Origin of the sequence: Streptomyces luteolifulvus (assembly GCF_008806595.1) — a bacterium.
In the GTDB taxonomy this organism is placed as follows: domain Bacteria; phylum Actinomycetota; class Actinomycetes; order Streptomycetales; family Streptomycetaceae; genus Streptomyces; species Streptomyces luteolifulvus.
The window spans coordinates 101736-115874 of sequence record NZ_VZRB01000022.1 but is presented as its reverse complement, the minus strand read 5'-3'; the positions used below and the strand labels follow the sequence as shown (position 1 = coordinate 115874).

Sequence of the window (14139 nt, the reverse complement as noted above, 5' to 3'; positions counted from 1 at the left end):
CCAAGGGCGGGCTTCAGGAGCGTACTTCGAGCAGCGGGACCAGCTGCTCGGCGGGGGTCAGCGAACCGTGGTTGCCGACCATCGCCGACTCCTTCGGCTCCCGCTCGGAGGCGATGATCAGGACGTCGTCACGCGCGGCGGCAACCACGTCGCCGATGCGCGCGTACACACGGTCGTCGATGCGCGGGCCGAACCAGCCCGCCGCGATCGCCTCGTCCCGCGAGGCCACCCAGAACTGCTCGCCCAGGACCTCACGCCAGCAGGTCAGCACGTCGCTCTCGGCACCCGGCACCGCGTAGACGTGCCGCGCACGGCCCTCGCCGCCCAGCAGCGCGACCCCGGCGCGCAGCTCCCAGTCGGCGTCGAAGTCGATGCGGTGGTGCTCGTCGAACGGGATGTCGACCATGCCGTGGTCGGCGGTGATGTAGAGCGCGGTGCGCGGCGGGAGCTGCTCGGCCAGGCGCTGGACCAGGCGGTCCACGTACATGAGCTGGCCGCGCCAGGTGTCGGAGGCGACGCCGTAGCGGTGCCCGGCGCCGTCCAGTTCGGCGTAGTACGTGTAGATCAGCGAGCGGTCGCCGAGGGCCAGCTGCTCGGCAGCGAAGTCCACTCGGTCCTCGCCCGACAGCCGCCCGTGGAAGGTGCCGCCGCTCAGCGCCACCTGCGTCAGCGGGGTGTTCTGGAACGTGGGCGACGACACCTGGGCGGCATGCACACCCGCCGCGTGCGCCAGCTCGAACACCGTCGGATAGGGCTGCCAGACGCCCGGCGGGGTCCAGGGCTGCCAGCGCAGCTGGTTCATCAGCTCGCCGGTGGCCGGATCGCGCACGGTGTACCCCGGCAGACCGTGGGCGCCCGGCGGCAGGCCCGTGCCGACGGAGGCGAGGGAGGTCGCGGTGGTCGCCGGATAGCCGGTGGTCAGGGGGCGGCCGGTGCCGCCGCGCGAGCCGGCGAGGAGCGACGTCATGAAGGGGGCCTCGTCCGGGTGTGTCCTGAGCTGCTCCCAGCCGAGACCGTCGATCAGGAACACGCAGTTCCGGTCGGCGGCGGTCAGCTCGGTGATCGCGGCGGTCATGCCCGGTACGCCCATGCCCGCGGCCAGTGTGGGCAGGAGATCCGCGAGCGAGCCCGAGCCGTACTCCGGCAGGGGCGCGGAGTCGACGGCGAGGGGTTCCGGGTGGGAGTCCCAGGTGGTGGGCTGCGCCATCAGCGTGTGACGTCCGCGGTCGCCTCGGAGATGGCCTGGGCGAAGACGAGCGTCTGGCGCACCGTCTCCGGGCCGTCCCCGGCCTCGCTGACCCGCAGGCTGAGGTCGTCCGCCGTCGAGTTGCCGGTGTAGCCGTGGTCGGCCTCGCAGTTGGGGTCGCCGCAGGCGGCGGGCTCCAGGTCGATGCGGGAGACGGCGCCCCAGCCGATGGTCAGCACGACCTCGCGGGGCAGCGTGCCCGGTGTGTACGACTCCGGGTTGGCGACCACACGGCTGACCACGACCGACGAGATCCGGCCGAGCTTCACCGACTCCGTGGACGTCGTGGCGTACGGCGTCGGGGAGGTGCTGTCCGCGGCCTGCTCGTCGGTGTGGCTGACGATGAAGCGGTTGCCGGTGAGGACGAGCACGGTCACATGCCGCCGCACCTCGTTCTGGTCGAACGTCGTCTCCTGATGGACCAGGTACGACCGGATGGGCTCGCCGCCCACAGCGGCCTCCACCGCCTCGGCCACGAGGGCCGGGTAGTAGCCGCTGCGCTCGATCGCCGCACGCAGCCCCTGGGTCGTCGTACTGGTCTTGGCCATGACGCCCATCCTACGGGGGCGCACTGACTACGAGGCACCGCTCCGCGCACAGGAGACGTCGCTCAGTAGATCGTTCAGTAGACCGGAAGCGTCCTCGGGCCGAGGTCGTCGCGGGCGGGCGGCGGCGCCAGGCGCACGGTGGCGCCGAGCACGCTCAGGCCGTGCGGGGCGACGACGACCGGCTCCAGGGTGACCGCGACGACCTCCGGATGGTCGTCGACCAGCCGCGACACCCGCAGCAGCAGCTCCTCCAGCGCAGGCGTGTCGACCGGGGTCGAGCCGCGCCAGCCGAACAGGAGCGGTGCCGTCCGGATCGACCGCACGAGCGAGGCCGCCTCCCGGTCGGTGACCGGAACCAGCCGGTGCGCCATGTCCCCGAGCAGCTGCGAGGCGGCCCCGGCGAGCCCGAACGAGAGCACCGCCCCCGCCGCCGGGTCGATGACGGCCCGGATCACCGTGTCCACCCCGCGCGGCGCCATCCCCTGCACCACCGGCCGCAGCTCCTCCGGCTGCCCGAACAGCTGGGTCAACTCGGTGTACGCGCGCCGCAGTTGCTCCTCGTCCGCGAGATCCAGTCGTACGCCGCCCAGGTCGGCGCGGTGCCGCAGGTGCGGGGCGGTTGCCTTGAGGGCCACCGGGTAGCCGAGGGTGCGTGCGGCTTCGGCGGCGGCGTCCGGGGTGGGGGCGGGCAGGGCGCGGTGCACCTCGATGCCGTACATGCCGAGCAGGTCGCACGTCTCGTCGCCGCCGAGCGTGAGCCCCTGTCCGCGCGCGAGCAGCCCGCCGATCAGCTCGGCGGCCCCCTTCTCGCGGATGTCCTCGAACTCGGGCACCTTCCCGGGCTCAGCGGCCTCCCTCCGCCACTGCCCGTACTTCACCGCCTCGGCAAGCGCCCGAACGGCCCGCTCGGCGGCGGGGTAGGCGGGGATGAGCCGGGAGCCGGCCGACGGCTCCCCACCACCCTTCGGCTTGGCCGCACCTCCGCCGGCCGCGGCCTTCTGCTCCACTCCCGCGGCCGCGGCCGTCCGCTCCGCTCCAGCCGCCGCGGCGGTCAGTCGTTCCGCAGGGCGACGGGAGTCCCCCGGCTCGAGCGAAGCCGAGCGTGGACGAGGGTGGGCGCCGCCTGCAGTGCCGGGTGCGTCGGCACCCGCCTGTGCTGCAGTACCGGCACCCGCCTGCGGAGCAGTACTCGCCGCCGCCGACAGCGCATCCGCAAGCCCCCCTAGCTCCACATGCACCACCAGCACCGGCTTCCCGGGAACCTCGTCCGCGGCCGACCTCAACGCCTCGGCCAACGCCGCATCCCCGGCCGACCCCTCCCCCACCGCCGGGATCGCCGTGACCACCACCGCATCGCACGCGTCGTCCCTCAACTCCCGCAGCAACGCCGCATGGAAGTCCTCCGCGGACGCCCCCGTCGTCAGATCCAGCGGAGCCAGCGGCTTCAGCCCTTCCGCGAGACAGGCGTCGTAGGTCAGCAGCCCCAGCGACTCGGAGTTCCCGAGGATGCCCACCCGCGGCCCGGCCGGCAGCGGCTGCCGCGCCAGCAGGAGCCCCGTGTCGACCAGCTCGGTGATCGTGCCCACGCGGATCACCCCGGCCTGCCGGAGCAGCGCGGACACCGTCGCGTGCGGCAGCCGTGTGGCCCGTACGGCGTGCCCCTGCGGAGCGGATCCCGCGCCCTGTACCACGACCAGCGGCTTCGCCGCCGCCGTGCGCCGCGCGAGACGGGTGAACTTGCGGGGGTTGCCGATGCTCTCCAGGTACATGAGCACGACGTCGGTGTCCGGATCGTCGTACCAGTACTGGATCAGGTCGTTGCCGGACACGTCCGCGCGGTTGCCCGAAGACACGAAGGTGGACACGCCGGTGACCCCGGTGACCCCTCCTCCGCGCCGGTGCAGCCGGGACAGCAGCGCGATGCCGATGGCGCCGGACTGCGCGAACAGCCCGATCCGCCCGGGCCGCGGCATCTCGGGGGCGAGAGAGGCGTTGAGCTGTACGTCCGGGGCGGTGTTGATGACGCCGAACGCGTTGGGCCCGATGATCCGCATGCCGTACGCGCGCGCGTGGCGCACGAGTTCACGTTGGCGCTCGCGTCCCTCGGGGCCGCTCTCGGCATAGCCCGCGGAGAGCACGACGAGTCCCTGCACGCCGTGCGCACCGCATTCGGCGACGGCCTCGGGGACGTACTCGGCCGGCACGGCGACGACCGCGACATCCACGTGACCGTCGATGTCGCCCACCGAGCGGTACGCCGGGACCCCGTCGAGTTCCTTCTGCCCTGCGGGGAAGGCCCTGTTCACGGCGTACAGACGGCCGGTGAACCCGGCGTCCCGGATGTTGCCGAGCACGCTGCGGCCGACGCCGCCGGGGGCACGGCCGGTCCCGATGACGGCGACGGAGCCGGGCGCCAGCAGCCGTCGTACCGACCGCGCCTCGGCGCGCTGTTCCCGCGCGCGCTGCACCGCGAGCGAGCGGTCGGTGGGTTCGAGGTCAAACTCCAGGCGTACGACGCCGTCCTCGAAGCTGCGCTTCTGGGTGTACCCGGCGTCCGTGAACACCTTGATCATCTTGGTGTTGGCGGGCAGCACCTCGGCGGCGAAGCGGCGGATGTCGCGTTCGCGCGCGACGGCGGCGATGTGTTCGAGGAGGGCCGAGGCGACCCCGCGTCCCTGGTGGGCGTCCTGCACCAGGAAGGCGACCTCGGCCTCGTCGGCGGGCGCGGAGGCGGGCATGCCGTCGGTACCAATGCGGTCATAGCGTACGGTGGCGATGAACTCGCCGCCGATCGTGGCCGCGAGTCCCACCCGGTCCACAAAGTCGTGGTGCGTGAAGCGGTGGACGTCCTTGGCGGACAGACGAGGGTAGGGCGCGAAGAAGCGGTAGTACTTCGACTCGTCCGAGACCTGCTCGTAGAAGCTGACCAGGCGGTCCGCGTCATCAGCGGTGATGGGGCGGATGCGCGCGGTGCCGCCGTCGCGCAGCACCACGTCGGCTTCCCAGTGGGCGGGGTACTCGTGCCTGTCCGACGAGGTCTGCATGGGCCCCAGAGTACGGCTCGCGTACGACAACGGCGCGAGGCAGTCTGTGCAGGACGCACGCCGGACCGAGGCCGCGGTCCGGCGCCACCGGGGAGGGACCGACGACCCCCCTCCCGGCATGGATGACGATATGGGAAACTGGTCTAGACAACCCTGAGACACTGAAGGGCAGCATCACATGGCTGAGCGCCGCGTCAACGTCGGCTGGGCCGAGGGCCTCCACGCCCGCCCCGCATCCATCTTCGTCCGGGCCGCCACGGCCGCAGGTATCCCGGTGACGATCGCCAAGGCCGACGGCAACCCCGTCAACGCGGCCTCCATGCTGGCCGTTCTGGGCCTGGGCGCCCAGGGCGGCGAGGAGATCGTCCTCGCCTCCGACGCCGAGGGTGCGGACGCCGCGCTCGACCGCCTCGCGAAGCTGGTCTCCGAGGGCCTCGAGGAACTCCCCGAGACCGTCTGAGGACCCTCTTGACGGCCTCCGGCCGTCAGCGATTCGCAGAAGGGCTCGCTCGAATTATCGGGCGAGCCCCTCACATTTCCCTCTCGCGGGCAGCAGAAATAATCCCCCGCGAATTACGTCTTCTTTGTATACGGCGCCTTTGTTAATGCCGCACGCTCGACATGTTTACGGGATGTTGCGAGTTCCTCACACGGTCGGAACGGTCCCCGCCCCCGGTGAAGCGCAGCCGGTGCGCCGTCGTCGAGCGCTCCGTGTGCAGCGTGGCCACCGACCGCGCGCGCTCGCTGTCACCACGCGCCACCGCGTCCACGATCGCCCCGTGCTCGGCCCAGGACTCCACGGGGTCGGCCGGCGCCTCCACCGAGTAGATCCAGGCGATCTTGTGTCGCAGCTGGGTCAGCATCGAGGAGAGCGCTGGGCTGCCGGAGGCCTGGGAGAGCGTTTCGTGGAACCAGCTGCCCAGGGAGCGCAGATCATCGCTGTTGCCGCCCCTGGCCCGCTCCTGGCCCAGCCGCACGAGGCCGCGCAGCACCTTGAGATGCGCCTCCGTGCGGCGCTGGGCGGCGCGGGAGGCGCCGAGCGGCTCCAGGAGCATGCGCATCTCCAGGAGGTCGGCACCCTCCTGCTCGGTGGGTTCGGCGACGCACGCGCCCGCGTGCCGCCGGGTCACCACGAAGCCCTCGGCCTCCAGCGTGCGCAGGGCTTCACGGACGGGGACGCGGGAGACGCCGTAGCGGCGGGCGAGCAGTTCCTCGGTGAGCCGGCTGCCGCGCTCGTAGACACCCTCGACGATGTCGTCCCGGATCGCCGTGCATACCGAGTGCGCCGGAACACGCATGACCGACCTCCGCTTTAATCCCCGTGAAACGTCGATGATTGACGTGTGTTCAGTGACTCTATTGCAATGAGCGGGAATTTCCGACGGCGGTTCGGAATCCGGGGATATTTTTTGGACAGCGTTGGCCGAGCCGGCCGTGAAACGCCGAAAGCCCCGGCTCGGTGAGCCGGGGCCTCGGGATGCCGTGCCGTGTGGACGACCGGACGGGTCAGACGTTCACGCCGTGCGAGCGGAGGTAGGTGACGGGGTCGATGTCCGAGCCGTACTCCGCGGTCGTACGGGCCTCGAAGTGCAGATGCGGTCCGGTGACGTTGCCGGTCGCACCGGAGAGGCCTATCTGCTGGCCCGGGGTGACCTGCTGGCCCACCGAGACGGCGATGGACGACAGGTGGCCGTACTGGGTGTACGTGCCGTCGTGCATCTTGATCACGATCTGGTTGCCGTAGGAGCCGCCCCAGCCGGCCTCGACGACGGTGCCGGAGCCGACCGCGTGCACGGTGGTGCCGCTCGCGGCGTGGAAGTCGACGCCGGTGTGGCTGCCCGAGGACCAGACGCCGCCGCCAGCCAGGTAGCCGGTCGAGACGTAGGAGCCGGAGATCGGAGCGACGAAGGAGTTGAGGCGCTTGCGCTCGGCCTCGCGGGCGGCGCGTTCCTTGGCCTCGCGCGCCTTCTCGCGCGCCTCCTCCGCCTCCGCGGCCGCCTTCTTGCGCGCAGCCTCCTCGGCCGCCTTCTTGTAGGCGGCCAGCTGGGCGGCCTCCCGCTGGGCGTCGGCCTGGGCGTCGATCTGCTCGGCGACCGAGTCGCCGATCTTGATGACCGGGGTGAGGCCGGTCTGCTCGGCGGAGGTCTCCGCGGCGAGCGCCGGGGCGGCGAGGGTGCCGACGACACCGGTCGTGGCGAGGGCCGCGACGCCCGCGGCGCGGGCGGAGGTGCGGTGCATCCGGCTGGGACGACGGTGCTTCCCGGTGGCGCGGGTGAACGCCATGGAGTGGCTGGTCCTTTCCTTCCTTCTCGCCTACCGGGTTAGCTGACGGGTTCGGAGCAGGAAGGTCTCCTACGGACCCCCTCGCGGTGCGCGGGCGTCCGATTCACCCCAGGGACTGCGATGGGTCCCCGGCTCCCCTGGCTCGCGCCGTACGGGGACTCGGCGATGGCTGTCCGGTGCCGCGGGTGCGGCGCACTGCCTGACGAACAGCCCGACCGACGCTAGACGCGGTCTCTTTCAATCCCCAAACGGATCACGCCTTTTGTAGCGCATGCCACAGGGCAGACAGGCAACCTCTCCCTCAATTCGGACATACGGGGGCCCTGATGACGCCTGCGTCACCAGGGCCCCTGTACGCGCGTGTCCCTACTCGGCCGTAACAACGGTGACTTCACCGATTCCGAGCGCCTCGACGGGCTCCTTGATCTGGGCCGCATCGCCGACCAGCACCGTCACCAGACGGTCCACCGGGAAGGCGCTCACGGCCGCCGCGGTGGCCTCCACGGTGCCGGTCGCGGCGAGCTGCTGGTACAGCGTCGCCTGGTAGTCGTCGGGCAGATGCTGCTCGACCTGGTCGGCCAGCGTGCTCGCCACGGCCGCGGCGGTCTCGTACTTCAGCGGCGCCACACCGACGAGGTTCTGCACGGCGACGTCGCGCTCGGCATCGGTGAGCCCTCCTTCGGCGAGCGTGCGCAGCACCGTCCACAGGTCCTGCAGCGCCGGGCCCGTGTTCGGGGTGTCCACCGAACCGCTGATGGCGAGCATCGCCGCGCCCGTGCCGTCCGGGGCGGACCGCAGGACCTGGCCGAACGCCCGCACGCCGTAGGTGTAGCCCTTCTCCTCACGCAGGACACGGTCCAGGCGGGAGGTGAGGGTGCCGCCGAGGCAGTACGTGCCGAGCACCTGCGCGGGCCACACACGGTCGTGCCGGTCGGAGCCGACGCGGCCGATGAGCAGCTGCGTCTGGACCGCGCCGGGCCGGTCCACGATCACGACCCGGCCGGTGTCGTCGGCGGTCACCGGCGGTACCGGCCGCGGCTCGGCCGGGGAGCCGGTCCAGGCGCCGAGGGTGTCGCCGAGCAGCGCGTCCAGCTCGATCCCGGTGAGGTCGCCGACGACGACGGCGGTGGCGGTGACGGGGCGGACGTGCTTCTCGTAGAAGGCGCGTACGGCAGCGGAGTCGATCGCGGCGACCGTCTCCTCGGTGCCCTGACGCGGACGCGACATGCGCGCGGTCGCCGGGAACAGCTCCTTGGAGAGCTCCTTGGCGGCCCGGCGGGACGGGTTGGCCAGCTCGTGCGGGATCTCGTCCAGCCGGTTGCGGACGAGCCGCTCGACCTCGCTGTCGGCGAAGGCGGGCGCCCTGAGAGCGTCGGCCAGCAGACCCAGCGCCTTCGGCAGACGCGAGACCGGGACTTCCAGGCTCAGGCGGACGCCGGGGTGGTCGGCGTGCGAGTCGAGGGTGGCGCCGCAGCGCTCCAGCTCGGCGGCGAACTCCTCCGCCGAGTGCTTGTCGGTGCCCTCGGAGAAGGCCCGCGCCATGATCGTGGCCACGCCGTCGAGGCCGGCCGGCTCGGCGTCCAGCGGGGCGTCCAGGAGCACCTCCACGGCGACGACCTGCTGGCCGGGGCGGTGGCAGCGCAGCAGCGTCAGGCCGTTGTCGAGCGTCCCGCGCTCGGGGGCCGGAAACGCCCACGGCCTGGCCTCGCCCGCCTGGGGCCGGGGGTGGAAGTCCATGTTGGCGAGCTCGGTCACTTGGCCGCCTCCTCGTTCTCGTCCTCGTCGGCGGTGTTCTCGGTGCTGTCGGGGCCCTCGGCGCCTTCGGTGCCGTCGGTGCCGTTGACGGGCTCGTAGACCAGTACGGCCCGGTTGTCGGGGCGCAGGCGGGCCTTGGCGACCTCCTGGACCTCCTCGGCCGTCACCTCGAGCACACGGCGGACCGCGGTGAGGGCGAGCTGAGGGTCGCCGAACAGGACGGCGTAGCGGCACAGTTCGTCGGCGCGGCCCGCGACCGTGCCGAGACGGTCCAGCCATTCGCGCTCCAACTGGGCCTGGGCGCGCTCCATTTCCTCGGCCGTGGGGCCCTCCTCGGCGAACCGGGCGAGCTCCTCGTCGATGGCGGCCTCGATGACCGGCACCTCGACGTCACCGGAGGTCTTCACATCCAGCCATCCCAGCGAGGGCGCGCCCGCCAGCCGCAGCAGGCCGAAGCCGGCCGCGACGGCGGTACGGTCGCGTCGTACGAGCCGGTTGTAGAGGCGGGAGGACTCGCCGCCGCCGAGGACGGTGAGCGCCAGGTCGGCCGCGTCGCACGCGCGTGTGCCGTCGTTCGGCAGCCGGTAGGCGGCCATCAGGGCGCGGGCCGGGACCTCCTCCTCGACGACCTCGCGCAGCTGCTCGCCGATGGTCACGGGCAGTGAACCGTCGCGCGGGGCGGGCTTGCCGTCGTGGGACGGGATGGAGCCGAAGTACTTCTCGATCCAGGCGAGAGTCTGCTCCGGGTCGATGTCTCCGACGACCGACAGCACGGCGTTGTTGGGCGCGTAGTACGTACGGAAGAAGGCGCGCGCGTCCTCCAGGGTCGCGGCGTCCAGGTCGGCCATCGAGCCGATCGGGGTGTGGTGGTAGGGGTGGCCCTCCGGGTAGGAGAGGGCGGTCAGCTTCTCGAACGCCGTGCCGTAGGGGACGTTGTCGTAGCGCTGCCGGCGCTCGTTCTTGACGACGTCCCGCTGGTTCTCCATGGACTCGTCGTCCAGGGCCATGAGCAGCGAGCCCATGCGGTCGGCCTCCAGCCAGAGGGCGAGTTCCAGCTGGTGGGTGGGCATGGTCTCGAAGTAGTTGGTGCGCTCGAAGCTCGTGGTGCCGTTGAGCGAGCCGCCCGCGCCCTGGACCAGCTCGAAGTGGCCGTTGCCCGTCACCTGGCCGGAACCCTGGAACATCAGGTGCTCGAAAAGGTGAGCCAGGCCGGTACGGCCCTTGACCTCGTGACGCGAGCCGACGTCGTACCAGAGGCACACCGCCGCGACGGGGGTCAGGTGGTCCTCGGAGAGCACCACGCGCAGGCCGTTGGCCAGGCGGTGCTCGGTCGCTGTCAGACCGCCGGAGTCTGCCTGGTCTGTGGCCGTGTGACCCATGGGCATGTCGTCCCTTCGATCGCGGACGCGGTCGTTGAAACCGCGTTTTTCCTGCTGTCCTGCCACTGTATGCAAGCGTGCGCGGCCTCGGCGAAGTTCCGGCGGGACGTACGCCGACAGCGGATCGCGTAGCCTGCGCACGTGCCGCCCCTCCCAGCGCGGGCGGCACCGGCGCACGCCGGGCGGGGCCGGCCGAGGTCGGGTCGTCGTCCGGGTTGTCAGTGCCGCGGTCCACAATGGTCCGCGTCAGATCCCGTCACACGCTCGAGCGACCAGAGAACAGAAGGAGCCGGCAGCGATGGCCCGCCGCAGCACGAAGACCCCGCCGCCCGACGACTCGTACGAGGAGAAGATCCTCGACATCGACGTCGTCGACGAGATGCAGGGCTCCTTCCTCGAGTACGCGTACTCGGTCATCTACTCCCGCGCCCTGCCGGACGCCCGCGACGGCCTCAAGCCGGTGCATCGCCGCATCGTGTACCAGATGAACGAGATGGGGCTGCGCCCCGACCGCGGTTATGTGAAGTGCGCCCGTGTCGTCGGCGAGGTCATGGGCAAGCTGCACCCGCACGGCGACGCGTCGATCTACGACGCCCTGGTGCGTATGGCGCAGCCCTTCTCCATGCGCGTCCCGCTGGTCGACGGCCACGGCAACTTCGGCTCGCTGGGCAACGACGACCCGCCGGCCGCCATGCGGTACACCGAATGCCGGGCGGCCGACCCCGCGAGCCTGATGACGGAGTCGATCGACGAGGACACGGTCGACTTCGCCCCAAACTACGACGGCCAGGAGCGGGAGCCGGTCGCCCTGCCCGCCGCTTTCCCGAATCTCCTGGTCAACGGCGCGTCGGGCATCGCGGTCGGCATGGCGACGAACATGCCGCCGCACAACCTGGCCGAGGTCATCGCGGCCGCCCGCCATCTGATCCGCCACCCGAACGCGGACCTCGACGCCCTGATGAGACACGTCCCGGGCCCCGACCTGCCCACGGGCGGCCGGATCGTCGGCCTCTCCGGCATCCGGGACGCGTACGAGACGGGCCGCGGCACCTTCAAGATCCGCGCGACGGTGTCGGTGGAGACGGTGACGGCGCGCCGCAAGGGCCTCGTCGTCACCGAGCTGCCCTTCACGGTCGGCCCGGAGAAGGTGATCGCCAAGATCAAGGACCTGGTCGGCGCGAAGAAGCTGCAGGGCATCGCCGACGTCAAGGACCTCACCGACCGTGAGCACGGACTGCGCCTGGTCATCGAGGTCAAGAACGGCTTCGTGCCGGAGGCGGTCCTGGAGCAGCTCTACAAGCTGACGCCGATGGAAGAGTCCTTCGGCGTGAACAACGTGGCGCTGGTCGACGGCCAGCCCCTGACGCTGGGCCTCAAGGAACTCCTGGAGGTCTATCTCGACCACCGCTTCGAGGTCGTGCGCCGCCGCTCCGAGTTCCGGCGGGGGAAGCGGCGCGACCGTCTGCACCTGGTCGAGGGCCTGCTCACCGCGCTGGTCGACATCGACGAGGTCATCCGCCTCATCCGCTCCAGCGAGAACTCCGCGCAGGCGAAGGAGCGCCTGATGGAGCGCTTCTCGCTGTCGGAGGTCCAGACCCAGTACATCCTCGACACCCCGCTGCGCCGTCTCACCAAGTACGACCGCATCGAGCTGGAGTCCGAGAAGGAGCGGCTGAACGCGGAGATCGCGGAGCTGACGCGGATCCTCGAGTCGGACGCCGAGCTGCGCAAGCTGGTCTCCGGCGAACTGGCCGCGGTCGCCAAGAAGTACGGCACCGCGCGGCGGACGGTCCTGCTGGAGTCGGCCGGCGCCCCGGTGGCCGCCGTGCCGCTCCAGGTGGCGGACGATCCGTGCCGGGTGCTCCTGTCCTCGACGGGGCTGCTGGCCCGTACGGCGAACGGCGAGCCCCTCCCGCAGGACACCGGCGCCAGGCGCGCCAAGCACGACGTGATCGTCTCGGCGGTGCCGGCCACGGCCCGCGGCGAGGTGGGCGTGGTGACCTCGGCCGGCCGTCTGCTGCGGCTCAACGTCGTCGACCTGCCGCAGCTCCCGGACACGGCGACGGCGCCGAACCTCGCGGGCGGCGCACCGCTGGCGGAGTTCGTCTCCCTGGAGGACGACGAGACGGCGGTCTGCCTGACCACACTCGACGAGTCGTCCCCGGGCCTGGCGCTCGGCACCGCACAGGGCGTCGTCAAGCGTGTGGTCCCCGACTACCCTTCCAACAAGGAGGAGTTGGAGGTCATCACCCTCAAGGAGGGTGACCGGATCGTCGGTGCGGTGGAGCTGCGCACAGGCGAGGAGGACCTGGTCTTCATCACGGACGACGCGCAACTGCTGCGCTACCAGGCCTCGCAGGTGCGTCCGCAGGGCCGCCCGGCCGGTGGCATGGCCGGCATCAAGCTCACCGCGGGCGCGAAGGTCATCTCCTTCACCGCGGTCGACCCGGCCGCCGACGCGGTGGTGTTCACGGTCGCCGGCTCGCGCGGCACGCTGGACGACTCCGTCCAGACGACGGCCAAGCTGACCCCGTTCGACCAGTACCCGCGCAAGGGCCGCGCCACCGGCGGCGTCCGCTGCCAGCGTTTCCTGAAGGGCGAGGACTGTCTGTCTCTGGCCTGGGCGGGCCCCGTCCCCGCCCGGGCCGCCCAGAAGAACGGCACCCCGGCCGAGCTGCCCGAGATCGACCCGCGCCGTGACGGCTCGGGCGTGTCGCTGGCGAAGACGGTGTCGGCGGTGGCGGGTCCGGTCTAGGCGGCTGAGTCTTCCGGGTCCGGTACGTAGCGCAGGACGCCCCACATGCCGTGCTCGTCGGCGTGCGGGGCGTCGCTCTTGCACGCCTCGAGTTCCTTGGCCAGTGCGGGCGCGTCGATGCCGGAGCCGATCAGGACGAGCTGCGTGAGGCGTTCGGCACCGGGCGGCCAGGCCTCGGGATAGAACCGCAGGAACCGCCCGACGGCATGGACGGCGTACCGGTTCGCCGGGTCGTGCGGGCCGAAGCCGATGGACCCCTTGATCCGGTACAGCCCCTCGGGCCTGGTGTCGAGGAACTGCATCAACCGGCGTGGGTCCAGGGGGACTTCGGAGGTGAAGGACAGGCTGTCGTAGCCGGTGTGCAGATGACCGGCGTGCTCGTGGCCGGAGCTTGCGGTGCGGTCGTGCAGGTCGTCGAAGGACAGCTGGCCGATGCGCTCCTCGCTCGGCCTGCAGTCGAAGAGGAATTCGGGGTCGATGCGTCCGTAGGAGGCGGGGACGACGGCCGCCCGGTCGACGAGGGACCGGACGAGTCCGAGGACCCGCTCACCATCGGCGGCCCGGTCGAGCTTGTTGACCACGACGAGGTCGGCGAGCGCCAGATGCCGGTCGAGTTCGGGATGGCGCGCCCGGGTGGCGTCGAACTCGGCGGCGTCGACGACCTCGACGAGTCCGCCGTACACGATCCCCGGGTGCTCACTGGCGAGGACCATGCGGACGAGTTCCTGGGGTTCGGCGAGACCGCTGGCCTCGATGACGATCACGTCGATGCCGGCGGAGGGCCGGGCGAGCCGCTCCAGGTAGCCGTCGAGCTCGCTCGCGTCCACGGCACAGCACAGGCACCCGTTCCCGAGGGAGACGGTGGAGTCGCCGAGCGCTCCCGCGACGGCCATCGCGTCGATCTCGATGGCACCGAAGTCGTTGACAAGGGCCCCGATGCGGCTGCCGCCGCTGCGGTGGAGAAGGTGGTTGAGGAGAGTGGTCTTGCCGGAGCCGAGAAAACCGGCGAGCACGACGACCGGGACCTGCCGGTTCAATGGGCGCCCTCTCTCACGAATTTCACGCTGTACGACCTCTCTCACGCCGACGCGTGCACCGGATCGCGGGTTCGGCGCACGGACGAAGGTTG

Annotated in this window: 10 protein-coding genes and 1 riboswitch; of the genes, 2 read left to right on the top strand and 8 right to left on the bottom strand. The window is 71.5% G+C overall.

Annotation, left to right across the window (positions count from 1 at the left end; genetic code table 11):
- Positions 1 to 13: 13 nt before the first annotated feature.
- From F7R91_RS27785 to F7R91_RS27775, 3 genes are all read right to left on the bottom strand, one after another.
- On the bottom strand, positions 14 to 1207 hold the full coding sequence (locus F7R91_RS27785) for an alkaline phosphatase family protein (protein WP_150952618.1): 1194 nt from the start codon (positions 1205 to 1207) through the stop codon (positions 14 to 16).
- Complete coding sequence (locus tag F7R91_RS27780; RefSeq protein ID WP_150952722.1) at positions 1207 to 1803, bottom strand: DUF5998 family protein; 597 nt, start codon at positions 1801 to 1803, stop codon at positions 1207 to 1209. Before F7R91_RS27780 ends, F7R91_RS27785 begins: the two co-directional genes overlap by 1 nt.
- A 65-nt stretch (positions 1804 to 1868) precedes the next feature.
- Positions 1869 to 4838, bottom strand: coding sequence for a bifunctional acetate--CoA ligase family protein/GNAT family N-acetyltransferase (locus F7R91_RS27775; protein ID WP_150952615.1), 2970 nt, complete (start codon positions 4836 to 4838; stop codon positions 1869 to 1871).
- Positions 4839 to 5016: 178 nt separating this feature from the next.
- Between F7R91_RS27775 and F7R91_RS27765 the strand changes: the two genes are divergently transcribed.
- Positions 5017 to 5298, top strand: a complete 282-nt coding sequence (locus F7R91_RS27765; protein WP_016432192.1) for an HPr family phosphocarrier protein — start codon at positions 5017 to 5019, stop codon at positions 5296 to 5298.
- Between the two features lie 142 nt (positions 5299 to 5440).
- Here F7R91_RS27765 and F7R91_RS27760 read toward each other — a convergent pair whose 3' ends face one another.
- The 4 genes from F7R91_RS27760 to F7R91_RS27745 all read right to left on the bottom strand — a co-directional run bounded on the left by F7R91_RS27760 (position 5441) and on the right by F7R91_RS27745 (position 10261).
- Positions 5441 to 6136, bottom strand: coding sequence for a GntR family transcriptional regulator (locus tag F7R91_RS27760; protein ID WP_150952612.1), 696 nt, complete (start codon positions 6134 to 6136; stop codon positions 5441 to 5443).
- A gap of 208 nt (positions 6137 to 6344) precedes the next feature.
- A complete protein-coding gene (locus F7R91_RS27755) occupies positions 6345 to 7121 on the bottom strand; it encodes a M23 family metallopeptidase (protein WP_150952609.1) in 777 nt (258 codons plus the stop codon).
- 13 nt (positions 7122 to 7134) lie between these two features.
- Positions 7135 to 7296, bottom strand: a riboswitch (cyclic di-AMP (ydaO/yuaA leader).
- Positions 7297 to 7487: 191 nt separating this feature from the next.
- Positions 7488 to 8876 carry a M16 family metallopeptidase gene (locus tag F7R91_RS27750; protein WP_150952607.1) on the bottom strand — a complete coding sequence of 463 codons (1389 nt, stop codon included), beginning with the start codon at positions 8874 to 8876 and terminating at the stop codon, positions 7488 to 7490.
- Positions 8873 to 10261, bottom strand: coding sequence for a M16 family metallopeptidase (locus tag F7R91_RS27745; RefSeq protein ID WP_150952602.1), 1389 nt, complete (start codon positions 10259 to 10261; stop codon positions 8873 to 8875). The genes F7R91_RS27750 and F7R91_RS27745 overlap by 4 nt, the downstream gene beginning before the upstream one ends.
- A gap of 292 nt (positions 10262 to 10553) precedes the next feature.
- On the opposite strand from F7R91_RS27745, the gene F7R91_RS27740 reads away from it, so the two are divergent.
- On the top strand, positions 10554 to 13010 hold the full coding sequence (locus tag F7R91_RS27740; protein WP_150952600.1) for a DNA gyrase/topoisomerase IV subunit A: 2457 nt from the start codon (positions 10554 to 10556) through the stop codon (positions 13008 to 13010).
- Here F7R91_RS27740 and F7R91_RS27735 read toward each other — a convergent pair.
- Positions 13007 to 14047 carry a CobW family GTP-binding protein gene (locus tag F7R91_RS27735; protein WP_225320816.1) on the bottom strand — a complete coding sequence of 347 codons (1041 nt, stop codon included), beginning with the start codon at positions 14045 to 14047 and terminating at the stop codon, positions 13007 to 13009. The two genes, F7R91_RS27740 and F7R91_RS27735, sit on opposite strands and share 4 nt — an antisense overlap.
- Positions 14048 to 14139 lie beyond the last annotated feature (92 nt).

Coding starts and splice junctions, on each gene's coding strand:
- F7R91_RS27740 (WP_150952600.1), top strand. CDS start 10,554: ATGGCCCGCCGCAGCACGAAGACCCCGCCGCCCGACGACTCGTACGAG.
- F7R91_RS27745 (WP_150952602.1), bottom strand. CDS start 10,261: ATGCCCATGGGTCACACGGCCACAGACCAGGCAGACTCCGGCGGTCTG.
- F7R91_RS27780 (WP_150952722.1), bottom strand. CDS start 1,803: ATGGGCGTCATGGCCAAGACCAGTACGACGACCCAGGGGCTGCGTGCG.
- F7R91_RS27775 (WP_150952615.1), bottom strand. CDS start 4,838: ATGCAGACCTCGTCGGACAGGCACGAGTACCCCGCCCACTGGGAAGCC.
- F7R91_RS27755 (WP_150952609.1), bottom strand. CDS start 7,121: ATGGCGTTCACCCGCGCCACCGGGAAGCACCGTCGTCCCAGCCGGATG.
- F7R91_RS27760 (WP_150952612.1), bottom strand. CDS start 6,136: ATGCGTGTTCCGGCGCACTCGGTATGCACGGCGATCCGGGACGACATC.
- F7R91_RS27765 (WP_016432192.1), top strand. CDS start 5,017: ATGGCTGAGCGCCGCGTCAACGTCGGCTGGGCCGAGGGCCTCCACGCC.
- F7R91_RS27785 (WP_150952618.1), bottom strand. CDS start 1,207: ATGGCGCAGCCCACCACCTGGGACTCCCACCCGGAACCCCTCGCCGTC.